Origin of the sequence: Pimelobacter simplex (assembly GCF_024662235.1) — a bacterium.
In the GTDB taxonomy this organism is placed as follows: Bacteria; Actinomycetota; Actinomycetes; order Propionibacteriales; family Nocardioidaceae; genus Nocardioides.
Genome location: NZ_CP096276.1, coordinates 4,930,332 through 4,945,413, shown reverse-complemented (window position 1 = coordinate 4,945,413; position 15,082 = coordinate 4,930,332). Strand labels below are relative to the sequence as shown.

Here is a 15,082-nt window from a genome sequence, read left to right as displayed (position 1 = left end):
ACGATGGCCGGAATGGTTGGTGTGTTGTTGCTCAGAACGGGGGCTCGTCGTTGGACGAGACGCCCGGCGCGGCCCACGGGTCGTTGGCCGGAGCGCCGCCCCCGTAGTTGGATCCGCCACCCTGGTTGCCGCCGCCACCGCCGGCCGGAGCGCCCCACGGGTCGGCCGCGGGAGCACCGCCACCACCCTGGGGAGCGCCGCCGCCGTAGCCGCCACCGCCGCCGGCCCCACCGCGCGCCGCGCGGTTGACCTTGGCCGTGGCGTACCGCAGCGCGGGGCCGACCTCTTCGACGTCGATCTCCATGGCGGTGCGCTTCTCGCCCTCGCGGGTCTCGTACTGCCGCGACTTCAGCCGGCCGGTCACGATCACGCGCATCCCCTTGGTGAGGGACTCGGCGACGTTCTCGGCGTACTGCCGCCAGACCGCGCAGGAGAGGAACAGCGCGTCGCCGTCCTTCCACTCGTTGGTCTGCCGGTCGAAGGTGCGCGGCGTCGACGCGATCCGGAAGTTCGCCACGGCCGCACCCGACGGGGTGAAGCGCAGCTCCGGGTCGTCGACGAGGTTCCCGACGACGGTGATGACGGTCTCGCCTGCCATGGTGATCTCCTGGTGAGGGTGGGAACGAACGGCCTAGCCCGGGTCAGCCCCGGACGACGGCCCCCATCGTGTCCTGGACCACCAACTTCGGGAAGCGGCAATCCACAGGCACGGATCCTTCGGGTACCTCAGACGGTGGGTCGCAGGACCTTCGTCCGCAGCACGGACTCGTTGAGGGTCAGCTGACGGTCGAGCTCGTCGACGGTCGCCGGAGCGGCGGTCAGCTTGATGATCGCGTAGATGCCTTCGGCGTTCTTCTTGATCTCGTACGCCAGGCGACGCTTGCCCCACACGTCGACGTTGTCGACGGTGCCGCCGTCATTGCGGACGACGTTCAGGTACTTGTCGAGCGACGGCTGAACCGTCCGCTCGTCGAGGCTCGGGTCGAGGATGACCACGACTTCGTAGTTGCGCAAAGCGGTCTCCACCTCCTCTGGACTCAGGCGGCCGCGGACTTTCCGTGGCAGGAGGGCTCTGCTTCTCCGGACGGTTCGGCCCGTCCGGAAGTACGGTGCCGTGCGGCACCGGACAGGAGAGGTTAACAGCGCGCGACGGAGCGGGCCGAATCGCGGCGCCGCCACACCAGCGGCACCACGACCAGGCGCCCGAGCGGCTCGCCGGCGGCCACGGTCAGCATCGCCGTCGGAGCCAGGCCGACCAGGCCGGCCGCCGCGACGTGCACCCACTGCGCGGGGACGGCCCTGCAGGCGAGGTGGACTACCAGGACGCCGGGGATCGCGATCGGGAGCGAGAACAACGCGTCGCGCACCCCCACCGCCCCGCCGCGTTGGCAAGTCCGGCCGGCGGCCCCGTGAGCTCGGCGCCGAGGACGTAGCCACCCGGCCCCGGCGTGTTCGTCATCCGGCAGCCCTCCACGGGCCCGCCAGCAGCTGCTGGGCACCATCGCGCCGCCGCCGCACCATCGGTACGACGGCCAGGCGGCCGAGCGCCGTCGCCACCGCCAGCAGCCCCAGCACCGGCTCCGCCTCTCCCGTGAGGAGCACCCACACCCCCATCGGGGCCAGGCCGGCCAGGCCGGCTGCCGCGACGTGCACCCACTGCGCACCGACGCACCGGCACACCAGATGGACGATCAGGACGCCGGGGACCGCGATCGGGAGCGAGAAGAGCGCGACCCACGGCACCAGCCCCCACACCATGAGGACCAGCTCGAGCGGTCCCGGCGACGTGCCGAACAGGCTCGCGCCGAGCACCATCGCGAGGTCGACGATCAGCACGCTGACCGCCCACGCGGCCACATAGCCGCCCGGCCCCGGCGTGTTCGGCCTCATCGGCCCTCCTCGAAGAGATATTGAGCGTTCGCTCAAACCCTGCCACGGATTGAGCGAACGCTCAAGACCAGGCAGGATCACCCCATGAGCGCCCCCACCCGCGACAAGCTGCTCGACGCGACCCTGCGCGTGGTCACCGACCAGGGGATCGCGAAGGCCTCGGCCCGCACGATCGCGACGGAGGCGGGGGTCAACCAAGCGCTGGTCTTCTACCACTTCGGGTCGGTCGACGAGCTGCTCGCGGCGGCGTGCGCGCACGGTGCCGCGCAGCGGGTGGCGGCGCACCGGGAGACGCTGCGGGGGATCAGCGGGTTCGGTGACCTGGTGACGGCGGCGCGGGCGATCCACCGGGCCGAGCGGGAGGCGGGCAATGTGGCGCTGCTGGGGCAGCTGCTCGCGGGGACGTCGTCGCACCCGGCGCTCGCGGGGCCGACCCGGGAGGGTCTGGACCTGTGGGTGGTCGAGGTCGAGGCGGTGCTGCGCCGGCTGACCGAGGCGACGGTGCTGGCCGACGTGGTCGACGTACCGGGGCTGGCGCGGGCGATCAGTGCGTCCTTCGTCGGCCTGGGCCTGTACGACGGCGTGGACGCCCTGGGCACCGAGCAGGCCTTCGGAGCACTGGAGCAGCTCGCCGCCGTCCTCACCGTCGTCGAGGACCTCAGCCCCCTCGAACGCGCAGCGGTCCGGCGCAGGCTGCGCCGGACCGCTCGCTGAGGCAGGCTCCCGCTACTGGAAGAGCACCGGGTTCTGGATCGAGGACTCGTCGATCACGAGCACGGCGACGGCGCCGACCAGGCCCTCGGGCAGGTCGAGCGAGACGGCGGCGCAGACCTCGCCGTCGCCCAGGCTCCAGGCTCCGTCGAGCGAGCCGAGCAGCTCGCCCTCGGGGTTGTGCAGCTCGATGGTGAACGGCGTGCCGTCCGGCAGCCCGGTCACCGCGAAGTGTGCGTAGAGCGTGGCCGGCAGGGTCACGCCCTCGAGCACCTGCGGGTCCTCGAGGGTGCTGGGCGTGGAGCAGTCGCTGTTGCCGTCGACCGACCAGCCCGCGGGGGCGGCCGAGGCCTGGCCCATCGGGTCGGCCGGGGGCTCCGGCACGTCCTTCAGGTACGGCGAGACGTACTCCGGGTCGCCGCCCTTCTTCGCGAGCTCGATGATGTCCATGGTCAGGTTGACCGGCCGGATCCGGGCCGAGCCGCCGGTGAAGGCGCCGCCCTCGCCGCTGTCGCCGACGGTGGACTCGGTGACCACGGCGCTGTTGACGCCGACCAGCTCGCCGTCGGTGTTGATCGAGGCGCCGCCGGAGTTGCCGGAACCGATCCGGATGTCGCTGTCGATCCAGGCCCGGTCGCCGGGCACGGCGGTCTCCTTGAGGAAGGTCGACACGACGCCGCGGGTCACGGTCAGCGCGCGGTCGAGGCCGTCGTCGGAGGCGACGTGGGCGACGGCCGGGAAGCCGAGGGCGGTCAGCTCGTCGCCGGTGCGCAGGTCGTCGCTGTCACCGAGGGGGAGCGGGTCGGGGAGCGCGGCGAGGTCCGTGTCGTCGACCTTGTCGCCCTCGGCGTCGGCGGTGATCTTGAGGACGGCGAGGTCGAGGACGCCGTCGGAGACGACCGGCTCCGCCGAGAACGACGGCGCCGCGGGCTTGTCGTCCTCGGCCGAGGTCAGCGCGACGAGCAGGCCTGCGGGGTCCTCGCCGGGCGGGACCTGGCCGGGCGAGCTGGGCTTGCCGACGTGGGCGTTGGTGAGGATCAGGCCGTCCTCGCTGATGATCGTGCCGGAGCCGGTGTAGAGCGGCTGGCCGGTCGCGTCGACGGCGATGATGAGGACGCTGGCCAGCTTGGCCCGGTCGAGCTCGGCGGTGGTGAGCCCGGCGGCCTGCGGCGGGTCGTCCTTGGCGGCCGGCTCGTCGTCCCCGCCCCCGAGGAGGACGGCCGCGGTCACGCCGCCGCCGACCAGGACGAGCGCGGCGACGATCCCGCCGACCAGGGCGGCGGTGCGCTTGCGCTTCTTCTTGGCGATCGACTTCTGCGCGGCGCCGGCCGCGACGATCGGGACCACCTCGATCTCGGCGCCCGCGGTGGGGTGCCCGAGCATGAGCGTGGTGGGGTCCTCGAGCTTGCGCTGGGTGACCCGGTCCTCCTCGAGGAAGGTGCCGGCCGACGAGCGGTCGACGTACCACCAGCCGTCGGGGCGACCCTCGACCACGCCGTGCAGGCGCGAGACCGACGGGTCGTCGACGACCACCTCGTTGCCCGGGTCGCGACCGATCCGGACCACGCTGCCGGGCGGGAACCTCTTCGCCTCGCCGCCCGCGCGCACGAGCACACCGGGGCCGCTGACGTAGCCGGGGCCGACCGGGCCGGTGCCGGGCAGCACGGTCTGGGCGAGGCCGCCCGGGATGCCGGCGACGTCGATGGTCGAGGTCGGCCGCGGGTCGGCGCCGGCCGGGGCGAGGACCAGCTCCTCGCCGTCCGCGGAGCCGAACCGGACGGCGGTGCGCGTGGTGATCCGGACCTCGCTGACCCGGGCGCCGTTGAGCCAGGTGCCACTGCTCGACCCGGTGTCGACCAGCACCCAGCCCGTGCCGTCGGAGCGCAGCTCGGCGTGCCGGCGCGAGGCGGTCGGCGTGGACAGGACGATGTCGGAGCTGAGCTCGCGGCCGATCACGACGACACGCGGCTCCTCGAACGACCAGTGCTGGCCGCCGCCGGAGACGTTGAGGGTGGTCACCACCGGGACGCTAGTCGCCGTCAGGGGCGGTCGCCGTGCGTTTTACCCAAGAGGGGCACCGTCGGTGCCGCTCTTTACGATGACGCCATGAGCGAGCTGCGTATCGGTGCCCACGTCGACCAGACCGACCCGATCGCCGAGGCGGCCGCCCGCAACGCCCCGCTCGTGCAGTTCTTCCTCGGCAACCCGCAGTCCTACAAGGGCCCCGTCCTGTCCTACGAGGGCGGCGCCGAGGCCCTGCGCGGCGCGGCCGAGGCGGCCGGCGTCGACCTCTACGTGCACGCGCCGTACCTGATCAACGTGGCGACGACCAACAACCGCCAGCGCATCCCCAGCCGCAAGCTGCTCCAGCAGCACATGGACGCCGCCGCCAAGCTCGGCGCCAAGGGACTGATCGTCCACGGCGGCCACGTCACCGACGAGGACGACCCGGCCAAGGGCTTCGACAACTGGCGCAAGGCCATCGAGGCGACCGACCTCAAGATCCCGCTGCTCATCGAGAACACCGCGGGCGGCACCAATGCGATGACCCGCTACCTCGACCGGATCAAGGGCACCTGGGACGCCATCGCCGCGGCCGAGGGCGCCGACATGGTCGGCTTCTGCCTCGACACCTGCCACGCCCACGCCGGCGGCAACGCGCTCGAGACGATCGTCGAGGACGTGCGCGCGATCACCGGCCGGATCGACCTGGTCCACGCCAACGACAGCCGCGACGAGTTCGACTCCGGCGCCGACCGGCACGCCAACTTCGGCGCCGGCCGGATCGACCCCGACCTGCTGGCCCAGGTGATCCGCGACGCCGGTGCCCCGGTCGTGTGCGAGACGCCCGGCGGGGCCGACGAGCACGTCGCCGACTTCGCCTGGCTGCGCGAGCGCCTCTGACCCCTTGCCTTCGCGCCGATCGGGCGTAATCTCGATTACATGATTACAACCGACCAGCACGACCAGATCCGCGGCTGGTTCGCGGGTCGCCTGCCCGACGACCTCTTCGAGTCCCTCGTCGAGGTCGCGGTCGATCGCGAGGAGATCACCGTGATCGGCCGGATCCCCGAGCCCCGGCTCGACGCGTCCGCCTCCGACGCCGAGCGCGAGGGCGCCGTCCAGGGCCGGATCCAGGAGTTCCGCGAGCGCACCCGCGACGCGCGGGTCGCCATCGCCCGCGAGGCCGAGCGCACGTACGACAAGAAGGTCTCCTGGGGCGTCGAGTGCGGCGCCACCCGAGCCCTGTTCACCCACGTCGCCGCTCCCGTCATGACCCGGCTGCGCCAGCCCGAGCGCGCGGTCCTCGACACCCTGATCGCGGGCGGCGTCGCCCGCAGCCGCAGCGAGGCGCTCGCCTGGTGCGTCCGGCTGGTCGAGCAGCACGCCGGCGAGTGGCTCACCGACCTGGCCGACTCCCTGGAGCATGTCCAGCGCGTCCGCGCGGAGGGTCCGGACCGGGGGTAGTGCGGGGTCGATAGCCTGGCCCCCATGCCCAGCGTGCGCCCGATCACCCCGACCGAGCACCGCGACCACCTCGCCTCGCTGCCCTCCGCGAGCTTCCTGCAGACGCCCGGCTGGGCGAAGGTCAAGAGCGAGTGGCGCAGCGAGTCGCTCGGCTGGTTCGACGACGCGGGACAGCAGGTGGGTGCCGCGCTGGTGCTCTACCGCCAGCTGCCCAAGCTCAAGCGCTCGCTGGCCTACCTGCCCGAGGGACCGGTCATCGACTGGACCGGCGACGCGCTGGCCGACTGGCTCGACCCGATGGTGCGCCACCTGAAGAAGCAGGGCGCGTTCGCCGTACGGATCGGGCCCCCGGTGGTCACCCGGCGCTGGACGACGGCGCAGGTCAAGGACGGCATCGCCGACCCCGGCGTCCGCCTGCTCGGCCAGATCCCGCCGGCGGAGCGCACGCCCGGCGGCGCGCGCGTCGTGGCCCAGCTCCACGAGCTCGGCTGGCGGCACCAGGGGGTCGAGGGCGGCTTCGCGGCCGGGCAGCCGCAGTTCGTCTTCCAGATCCCGCTGCGGCATGCCGACGGCACCCAGCGCACCGAGGACGAGGTCCTCAAGGGCATGAACCAGCTCTGGCGCCGCAACATCAAGAAGGCCGCCAAGGAGGGCGTCGAGGTGGTCCGCGGCAGCCGCGAGGACCTGGCGGCGTTCCACGAGCTCTACGTCCACACCGCGCAGCGCGACCACTTCACACCGCGGCCGCTGCGCTACTTCGAGACCATGTACGACGCCCTGAGCGCCGACGCCCCCGAGCGGTTCACGCTCTGGCTGGCCCGCCACGACGGCGACCTGGTCGCGTCCACGATCGCGATCCGGGTCGGCGAGCACGCCTGGTACTCCTACGGCGCCTCCTCCACCGAGAAGCGCGAGGTCCGCGGCTCCAACGCCGTCCAGTGGGCGATGATCCGCGACGCGATCGCCGCGGGCGCGGCCGTCTACGACCTGCGCGGCATCACCGAGACCCTCGACGCCGAGGACTCCCACGTCGGGCTGATCCAGTTCAAGGTGGGTACCGGCGGAGAGGCCGTCGAGTACGCCGGGGAGTGGGACCTCCCGATCAACCGGCCGTTGTACCAGGCATTCCAGCTCTACCTGAAGCGCAGGAGCTGACCATGACCCTCACGCTCACCGTCGAGGGCCCGCGCTGGCGGGCCCACCTCGAGTCCGTTGCCGCGGCCCACCCCGGCCTGGTCCCGGTCGCCAAGGGCAACGGCTACGGGTTCACGCTCGGCCGCCTGGCCCGCAAGACGCAGTGGCTGGCCGAGCGCGGCCACGACGTCCGCACCCTCGCCGTCGGCACGTACGACGAGCTGCCCGAGGTCGCCCAGCGCTGGGTCGGCGACCTGCTCGTGCTCACCCCGTGGCGGCCGTGGGTGCCGCTGCCCGAGCCGGCCCTCGCCCAGCGCCTGGTGCACACCGTCAGCCGGGTCACCGACCTGCGCGACCTGCTCCACCTCGACCCCACGGCCCGGATCGTGCTCGAGCGGATGACCTCGATGCGCCGCCACGGCATGGCCGCGCGCGAGCTGTGGGAGGCCGGCGACCTGCTCCGCAAGCACCCCGGCGCCCGGATCGAGGGCCTGGCTCTGCACCTGCCGCTCGGCCAGGGGGGCCACGTCGGCGAGGTCACCCGGCTGGTCAACGACTACGTCGGCGCCGAGATCCCCTCGCGCCACGCCCCGTCGGTCTGGGTCAGCCACCTCACCGACGCCGAGCTCACCACCCTGCGCGCCCAGTACGGCGACTTCACCTTCCGCCCGCGGATCGGCACCGGCCTCTGGCTCGGCGAGCGCGCCGCGCTCCGGGTCACCGCGACGGTCCTCGACGTCCACCCCGTCGAGCGCGGCGACGCCTTCGGCTACCGCGGCCGCACCGCCCCCAAGTCGGGCCACGTGCTCGTCGTCAGCGGCGGCACCGCCCACGGCATCGGCCTCGAGGCGCCCACCGGCGAGCAGTCGATCAAGGCGCGCGCGGCGACCCTCGCCCGCGGGGGCATGGACGCGGTCGGGTTCGTGCGCTCGCCGTACTCGATCGACGGCAAGCAGCGCCTCTTCGCCGAGCCGCCGCACATGCAGGCCTCGATGCTCTTCCTCCCGCACGGCGCCCGGGTGCCCGAGGTGGGCGAGGACGTCGACGTCCGGGTCCGCTACACCGCGACGGCGTTCGACCGGGTCGACATCACCGGCTAGGCGTCGCACTCACCCCCGCTGACCGCCGAGTTCGTTCTTGACGACCGGCGATTGACTAGAAGTGTCAGGTGGGCCAAGATCGGGACTCCCCACAACCAAGGGAGCCTTCATGCGAATCGGGATCGCACGACTCTGCGCTGCGCTGATCATGCTGGTGCTGACCACAACCTTCCTCCAGGCGACCACCTCGTCCCCGGCGCAAGCCGCCGGGTGCTACGGCACGGGATGCGACGACAAAGGCCCCAAGGGCAACGGTTGCTTCGCCGACCGGGTCAGCGTTGCCTCAGGCGGGGACAACTACACGCGTCTCTACTACTCACGAGCATGCAATGCGTTCTGGGCCTGGTCGAAGAACGGCCAGCTGTACTGGGGGACCGAGGTCCACCTGGAGATGCAAGCGCTGGTGAGCAAGGGCGGATCGGTCTACCAGTGGGAGTTCCGCAAGAGGTTGATCATCAACAAGCCGACGATGCAGAGCAACTCGGATCCCGAGTGGACCAACGCACTCGGCGCCCGGACCAACAACTTCCGCTTCCGCGCTCTGTGGGTCGACTCGGCCGGCGGCGGCATCGTCGCCACTCCCTGGGCACGCGGCGGCGCTAGGTAGACGCCCGGCCTCCGAGCCTGTCAACTGAGAACCAGGAGCCTCTATGAAGAACATCCTCCGGATCATCGGCGTCCTCCTCGCCGCGTCCGCAGCGCTCGTCGTGATTCCCAACGCACCAGCACAGGCGGACAACGGCTGTCCGGGCACCAGGGACTCGTGGCGGCAGTACCGCGACAGCGCGGGGACGATCGCCGCTGTTCTCCAGAGCTACGACACCGCCGACGGCGTTTGCATCAACCTGGTGTCGAAGAACCAGTACGCGGGCGTCTCGAAGTACATGAGCCTCCGCGTCTGCGACGAGGCACGCGCCAACTGCGTCACCGACTCAGGCAACTTCGCCAGCTACGCCGGTCCGATCTACCGATCACTTCCCTGCGTGACTGTCCGTTCCACGATGCGCGCCCCGAACGGCACGCTCATCATGGACAACTGGTCGATTGGCGGCTCCTGCAACTGAGCCGCCAGGGCCAGGGCCAGTTGCGCCGGGCGCGGATCAGCCGTAGCGCGCGTCCAGCCCGGTGAGCGTCACGCCGTTCTGGCCGGCCTGGGTGGTGCCGAGCGGCGCGAGTCCGGCGGCCGCCGCCCGCAGGTCGACGCCGGCCGGAGCCGCGGGGTCGTCGGTGACGGCGATGAGCTGGAGCGAGCTGATGTCCCAGGGCACCTCGGTCCAGATGGTGCGTACGACGTCGTCGAGCTCCTCGGCGGTGAACGGGTCGGCCGAGTCGGTGACGAGGGTGAAGCCGGCCGCATTGCCGAAGCCGTTGGTCCAGCGCGAGGGATCCTCGACCCGGACCACGCGCGGCACCGCGGCCGGTACGGCATTCTCGACGTCCCCGAAGCTGATCGGCTTGCCGCGCTTCTGGTCCAGCTCGGCCTGGAGCGCGCCGCACCCGGACAGGCCGACGACCGCGGCGGCCAGCGTCGCGAGGAGCGCCCGGCGGCGTACGGCCACGGTCGGCCTCATGACGTGACGAGCACGCGGCGCGGCTCGACGACGCCGACCGGGTCGTGCCGCGGCCGGTACATGTCGCGCACGATGACGGCGGCGAGGTAGAGCTCGCCCAGCACCCGCACCGCGATGCCGACCCAGTAGAACCCGGCGTCACCACCGCCGGCCGGCTGGAGGTAGTCGCCGAGGTACCACCAGACCATGCAGAAGTAGACGACCTCGCTGGCCTGCCAGATGATCTGGTCGCGCCAGCGCGGGCGGGCCAGGACCGCCAGGGGCAGCAGCCAGAGGACGTACTGCGGCGAGTAGACCTTGTTGACCAGCAGGAAGCCCACCACGATCAGGTAGCCCAGCTGGGCCACCCGCGGGACGATGTCCTCACGACCGGGGAGGGCGCGGCGCCCGGCGGTCATCCCGATCGCGAACACCCCCACGCACCAGGCGCCGAACAGGCCCCACGACCAGACGTTGATGGTGTGCGAGGAGAAGCCCGCGTCGGCGGCCTGGTCGATGAGCAGCCACAGCGAGCCGAGGTCGGCGGTCCGGTCGGAGTTGAACTTCCAGAAGACCTTCCACTGCTCGGCCCCAGTCAGGTACGCCGGCGCGTTGGCCACCGCCCACGCGGCGACCGCCCACACCGTAGCGGTCACGAACCGGCCGACCTCGCGCCGGCGCAGGCAGACCACGAGGAGCGCGCCCAGCAGGAAGAGCGGGTAGAGCTTGGCGGCCGTCCCGAGCCCGATCAGGACGCCGGTCAGCACGGGCCGGTCGCGCGACCACGCCCACAGCGCGGCGGCGACGAGCGCCACCGGGATCAGGTCCCAGTTGATGAGGCCGGTCAGCAGCAGTGCGGGGGAGAGCGCGAAGGCGGCGGCGTCCCAGGGCCGGCGCGGATGGACCCCCGCGATGAGCCACACCGAGAGCAGCGCCAGCGCGCCGAAGCCGACGGCGTTGACCAGCAGGAAGATGGTCTCCTCGTCGTCGACCTTCGGGTCGCCGTACAGGTCGCTGACCGGGGTGCTGTCGCGCTCGTCGAGGTCGGGCGATCCGTTGAGCCAGTGCGTCACCCAGGCGGTGCCCCACGCCCAGTAGGAGATCCCGACGGGGTACTCCATCACCTGGGGGTAGCGCGCCCGGGTCTCCGCGTCACCGGAGTAGGGCCAGGCCACCTCGGCCAGCCCGCGCGAGACGTAGAGCGGGCGCAGGTCGGTGTAGCACATGTGGGAGTAGACCCACTTCTGGTCCTTGCCCTCCGCGATCGAGCACGGCGCCTTCTGCACCATGCCGAGCGCGAACACCACGGCGGTGAGCAGGAGCAGCACCCGCGTCGGCGTCCACCACCGGTGCGGGCGCGCCCGCTCGCCCATCGGGCCGCCGACGACCTCGCTGAGCGCGGTGACGACGCGGTCGTCCCGGGTGGGGTGGACGTGGGTCATGGCTCAGCCGGCGGCAGCCGTACGACGGCGCCGGCGCCCCGCGCGACGTCCCTGCCGGGTCGCCCGCTGGTTGCCCGCGGGGGTGCTCGGCCGGGGCTTGAGGATGCCGCCGGGGTTGGTGGTCGGGTCCGTCGGCGTCTCGGTCGGCACCTCGGTCGGCGGCTCGCTCGACGGGGGAGTCGTCGGCACCGTCGGCGTGGTCGGGGTGTCGGTCGGCTTCTTGGTCGGCTTGTCCGGCTTCGGCTTGCGCGTCGGCTTGGTCGGCGGCGGCGGCGCCGGGGCGTGCCCCGTGCTCGGCGCCTCGCCGGTCACGTAGGCGGCCGGCGGCAGGGACTCGACGTCCTCGCCCTCGAGCGCCTTCTCCATCACCGCGGTCCAGGTGGCCGCCGGGTAGCCGCCACCGAAGTAGGACGGCAGCCAGCCCTTGAGCTGCTCGTTGCCCTTGCCGCGTACGTACATGACCGCGGTCGCGAGCTGCGGGGTGTAGCCGACGAACCACGCCGAGGACACGTCACCGTCGCCGTTGGTCGCGGTGCCGGTCTTGCCACCCGCCGGGCGGCCCAGGCCGAGCGTGGAGCGGCCGGAGCCGGCCTTGACCACCTGCTGCAGGGCGTAGCCCACGTCGTCGGAGATGCCCTCGTCGAGGGCCCGGTGCTCGGTCACCTTGTGGTCGTAGCGGACCACGCCCTTGGCGTCGACGACCTTCTCGATGATGTAGGGATCGGCGGCCATGCCGCGGTTGGCGATGGTCGCGTAGCCGTTGGCCATGTTGATCGGGCTCACCGTCTGGGAACCCAGCGAGACGCCGGTGTCCGGACGGAGGCCGCCACTGGAGGTCGGGAAGCCGTAGGGCTTGGCCGCCGGCTTCTCCGGCGGGATGCCCATGTCGTTGGCGGTCTCGATGATCTTCTTCGGCCCGTCCGGGATGGCCAGCGTCAGGTCGATGTAGGCGGTGTTGATCGAGTCCTGGGTCGCCTTGATCAGGTTGACCCGGCCGTAGGGCGTGTCGCCCTGGTTGCGGAACGGACGTCCGCCACCGGGCAGGTAGTAGGGCGAGTTGCCGTCGAAGGTGTCCTTGAGCTCGAAGCCGGCCTTGAGCCCGGCCGCGAGCGCAAACGGCTTGAACGTCGAGCCGGCCTGGCCGCCGGCCACGGCCCAGTTGAGCTGGGACTGGAGGTAGTCCTGGCCCGCGTAGATGCCCCGCACCGCGCCGGTGCCCGGCTGCACCGAGGCGACCGCGACGTGCAGCTGCTTGGGACCGAAGCCCTCGGGCCGCTGCTCGGCGACGCCCTCGGCCGCGGCGTTCATCGCCTTGCGGGTGAAGGTGGTGGTCACCTGGAGTCCGCCGCCGTTGATCTCCTGCTCGCTGAGACCGAGGCGGAGCAGCTCCTTGCGGACCATGGTGAGCACGTGGCCGCGCTGGCCGCCGTACTGGGTGGTCTGGCGGATCTTGGGGAACTTCGGCAGCCCCGCCGCGAGCGCCTTGTCGGACTCGGCCGCGGTGATGGTGTCCATCTCGGCCATGTTCTTGACGATCCGGTCGAAGCGCGCCGCCAGGCGCGCCGTGGCGTTCTCGCCGTTAGCCGGGTCGTAGAGCGTCGGGTTGTTGAGCACGGCGGCCAGCACGACCGACTGACGCAGGTTGAGGTCCTTGGCGTCCCGGTCGAAGTAGGCCTGCGCCGCCGCCTGGACGCCGTAGGCGCCGCGGCCGAAGTAGATCGTGTTGAGGTAGCCCTCGAGGATCTCCTTCTTGCTCAGCTGGTTCTTGATCTTGAGCGAGAGGATCGCTTCCTTGACCTTGCGCTTCCAGGTGCGCTCCTGGGTCAGGTAGAGGATCTTCACGTACTGCTGGGTGATGGTGGAGGCACCCTGGGTCGAGTTGCCCTGGGCGTTGCTGAACGCCGCGCGCAGGATGCCCTTGGGGTCGAGCCCGTTGTCGGTCCAGAAGGTCTGGTTCTCCGAGGCGACCACGGCGTCCTTGACCGACTGCGGCATCTCGTCGTAGCCGATCGAGTCACGCTTCTGCACCGCGAACTGGCCCAGCTGGGACTTGCCGTCGGCGTAGTAGACCTGGGTGGTCTGGGTCAGGAACTCCTCGTTCGGCCGCGGGATGTCGATCGACTTGTAGGCGACGACGAACGCGCCCACACCGAGCAGCGCGAGCACGAGACCGGTGACCAGGGTCCACAGCGTGAACCTCTTGAGCCGCTGCTTCCAGGTGCGCGGCGCGCGGTCCTTGCGTCCCTTGCGTCCCTTGGCCGACCGCGACGACGGCCCGGAGGCACCGGCGGACTTGCGTTTTCCCTTCACCACGCACGACAGAGTACGGCGCGGGTGTCAGCCGACCCGATTTCCGGTGATCTGCTCACGCAGCGTCGCGAGCGCCCGCGACGACTGGCTCTTGACCGTTCCCTCGGCGATCCGGAGCTCCGCGGCGGTCTCGGCGACGGACAGCCCGAGCCAGTGCCGCAGCACCACCACCCGGCGCTGGAGCGGCGGCAGCGCACGGACCGCGGCGAGCAGGTCCGTGCGCTCCTCGGGTGCCATCCCGGTGCGGGCGGCGGGGTCGTGCCCGTCGAGCCCCGGCCGCTCCCGGCGCCAGGGGCGCCGCCGGTCGTCGACGTCGGCGTTGACGATGATCCGGCGCACGTAGGCGACCTCGTTGCCCGCCCGGTGCAGCCGGGGCCAGCTCACGTAGAGCTTGGCCAGCGCCGTCTGGAGCACGTCCTCGGCCCGGTTCCAGTCGCCGCACACGGCGTAGGCGATCCGGCGCAGCCGGACCTGGTGCTCCTCGACGAACGCGGTGAACTCGGTGTCGCGGCTCACCGCAGCCCCTGCCCCGAGGCGTAGCGGTCGCGGGCGTAGGACAGGAAGGCCGCCAGCGTGGGTGCGTCGAGCAGGCCCGCGTCGACCGGGAGGTCGTCGGTCGGGCCGCCGGGTGCGCGCCGGGCGAGCACGAAGTAGGTCACCCCGTCGACCTCGACCTTCGCCACCGCGGTGGTCTCGCCCGGCGCCGCGAAGCCCGGGAGGTCCGGGTCGGCCCACTGCCGCAGGATGCGCACGCCCCGGCCGGGCTCGAGCACGGACCCGGCGCCCGCGAACGTGACGAACGCCGCCGGCTCCGACCCGGTCTGCAGGTCGACCTGGTCGTCGAGCCACTGCTCGAACCGCGTGTACGACGTCCCCGCGGGGTCCCAGGACGCCCCACCGCCCTCGGGGGTGTGGTCGAGCAGGTACCAGTAGGTGGCGCGGCCGTTGGTGACGACCACCCCCAGCGACGCCGCCGGCGCGACCCGCCGCAGGGGGTTGGCGACCTGGCGCACCACCCGCCAGCCGGGCCGGAGCACGACGGCGCCGCGGCCGTCGTACCCGACGTGCTGGCCGGGGGAGAGGACCTCGTCGATCGGCTGGGACGGCGCCGCGTCCGGCACCGGCGCCACGGTCGGCGGGGTCGGCGTGGGCGTCGGCGCGTCCACCACCGGCACCCGGTCCGGCTCGGCGCCCGGCCCGGACCTTCCCGTGAGCAGCCCCCCGACCAGCGCGATCGCGCCGACCGCACCCGCCGCGGCGAGCCCCACGCCCACCCGGCGGCGCCGCTGCCGGCGCCGGCCGAGCGCGAGGTAACCGGCCGCGGGACGCGGGGCCGGCTCGTCGGCGTACCCGGTCGCGAGGTCGGTGGCGATCTGGTCGGTCAGGTCCGTGCTCATGACTCCTCTACGTAACGAGTCGGCGATCGGTTGCCGGCGCCGACCTGACGATCCGATCGACACCCCCGATCCATCGAATG

General features: G+C 72.2%; 17 protein-coding genes. 7 read left to right on the top strand and 10 right to left on the bottom strand.

The annotated features are described in order from the left end of the window. Positions 1-31: 31 nt before the first annotated feature. From M0M48_RS24235 to M0M48_RS24220, 4 genes are all read right to left on the bottom strand, one after another. A complete protein-coding gene (locus M0M48_RS24235) occupies positions 32-598 on the bottom strand; it encodes a single-stranded DNA-binding protein (RefSeq protein ID WP_215814194.1) in 567 nt (188 codons plus the stop codon). Between the two features lie 128 nt (positions 599-726). Then, the gene (gene rpsF / locus M0M48_RS24230; RefSeq protein ID WP_056897082.1) at positions 727-1,014 is read right to left on the bottom strand and encodes a 30S ribosomal protein S6; all 288 of its coding nucleotides are present in this window, start codon (positions 1,012-1,014) and stop codon (positions 727-729) included. Between the two features lie 122 nt (positions 1,015-1,136). After that, on the bottom strand, positions 1,137-1,367 hold the full coding sequence (locus tag M0M48_RS24225; protein ID WP_257753082.1) for a hypothetical protein: 231 nt from the start codon (positions 1,365-1,367) through the stop codon (positions 1,137-1,139). An 88-nt stretch (positions 1,368-1,455) separates the two neighbouring features. Beyond that, positions 1,456-1,890 (bottom strand): hypothetical protein, encoded by a 435-nt coding sequence (locus M0M48_RS24220; protein ID WP_257753081.1) that lies wholly within the window; start codon positions 1,888-1,890, stop codon positions 1,456-1,458. An 84-nt stretch (positions 1,891-1,974) separates the two neighbouring features. Between M0M48_RS24220 and M0M48_RS24215 the strand changes: the two genes are divergently transcribed. Continuing rightward, on the top strand, positions 1,975-2,604 hold the full coding sequence (locus M0M48_RS24215) for a TetR/AcrR family transcriptional regulator (RefSeq protein WP_257753080.1): 630 nt from the start codon (positions 1,975-1,977) through the stop codon (positions 2,602-2,604). Between the two features lie 12 nt (positions 2,605-2,616). Here M0M48_RS24215 and M0M48_RS24210 read toward each other — a convergent pair whose 3' ends face one another. Beyond that, positions 2,617-4,620 (bottom strand): FHA domain-containing protein, encoded by a 2,004-nt coding sequence (locus tag M0M48_RS24210; protein ID WP_257753079.1) that lies wholly within the window; start codon positions 4,618-4,620, stop codon positions 2,617-2,619. Positions 4,621-4,707: 87 nt separating this feature from the next. Here M0M48_RS24210 and M0M48_RS24205 point away from each other — a divergent pair, with 87 nt between their 5' ends. The 6 genes from M0M48_RS24205 (at position 4,708) to M0M48_RS24180 (ending at position 9,367) form a co-directional block, all read left to right on the top strand. Then, complete coding sequence (locus M0M48_RS24205) at positions 4,708-5,505, top strand: deoxyribonuclease IV (RefSeq protein WP_257753078.1); 798 nt, start codon at positions 4,708-4,710, stop codon at positions 5,503-5,505. A 39-nt stretch (positions 5,506-5,544) separates the two neighbouring features. Further along, on the top strand, positions 5,545-6,069 hold the full coding sequence (locus M0M48_RS24200) for a hypothetical protein (protein ID WP_257753077.1): 525 nt from the start codon (positions 5,545-5,547) through the stop codon (positions 6,067-6,069). A gap of 24 nt (positions 6,070-6,093) precedes the next feature. Then, entirely contained in the window at positions 6,094-7,224 is a 1,131-nt protein-coding gene (locus tag M0M48_RS24195) for a lipid II:glycine glycyltransferase FemX (RefSeq protein WP_257753076.1), read from the top strand. Between the two features lie 2 nt (positions 7,225-7,226). Then, positions 7,227-8,303, top strand: coding sequence for an alanine racemase (locus M0M48_RS24190; protein WP_257753075.1), 1,077 nt, complete (start codon positions 7,227-7,229; stop codon positions 8,301-8,303). Positions 8,304-8,412: 109 nt separating this feature from the next. After that, positions 8,413-8,910 (top strand): hypothetical protein, encoded by a 498-nt coding sequence (locus M0M48_RS24185; protein ID WP_257753074.1) that lies wholly within the window; start codon positions 8,413-8,415, stop codon positions 8,908-8,910. 43 nt (positions 8,911-8,953) lie between these two features. Next, positions 8,954-9,367, top strand: a complete 414-nt coding sequence (locus M0M48_RS24180; RefSeq protein ID WP_257753073.1) for a hypothetical protein — start codon at positions 8,954-8,956, stop codon at positions 9,365-9,367. Between the two features lie 36 nt (positions 9,368-9,403). Here the strand turns inward: M0M48_RS24180 and M0M48_RS24175 are convergent, their stop codons facing one another. From M0M48_RS24175 to M0M48_RS24155, 5 genes are read right to left on the bottom strand one after another with little or no spacing between them, the layout of a single operon-like run. After that, positions 9,404-9,874 (bottom strand): hypothetical protein, encoded by a 471-nt coding sequence (locus M0M48_RS24175; protein ID WP_257753072.1) that lies wholly within the window; start codon positions 9,872-9,874, stop codon positions 9,404-9,406. Beyond that, positions 9,871-11,295: a glycosyltransferase family 87 protein gene (locus tag M0M48_RS24170; RefSeq protein WP_257753071.1), complete on the bottom strand. Its 1,425-nt coding sequence runs from the start codon at positions 11,293-11,295 to the stop codon at positions 9,871-9,873. The genes M0M48_RS24175 and M0M48_RS24170 overlap by 4 nt, the downstream gene beginning before the upstream one ends. Positions 11,296-11,298: 3 nt before the next feature. Further along, on the bottom strand, positions 11,299-13,608 hold the full coding sequence (locus M0M48_RS24165) for a transglycosylase domain-containing protein (protein ID WP_257753070.1): 2,310 nt from the start codon (positions 13,606-13,608) through the stop codon (positions 11,299-11,301). Positions 13,609-13,632: 24 nt separating this feature from the next. Beyond that, a complete protein-coding gene (locus tag M0M48_RS24160; RefSeq protein ID WP_215814204.1) occupies positions 13,633-14,121 on the bottom strand; it encodes a SigE family RNA polymerase sigma factor in 489 nt (162 codons plus the stop codon). Continuing rightward, a complete protein-coding gene (locus M0M48_RS24155; protein WP_257753069.1) occupies positions 14,118-15,002 on the bottom strand; it encodes a hypothetical protein in 885 nt (294 codons plus the stop codon). Before M0M48_RS24155 ends, M0M48_RS24160 begins: the two co-directional genes overlap by 4 nt. Between the last annotated feature and the right edge of the window lie 80 nt (positions 15,003-15,082).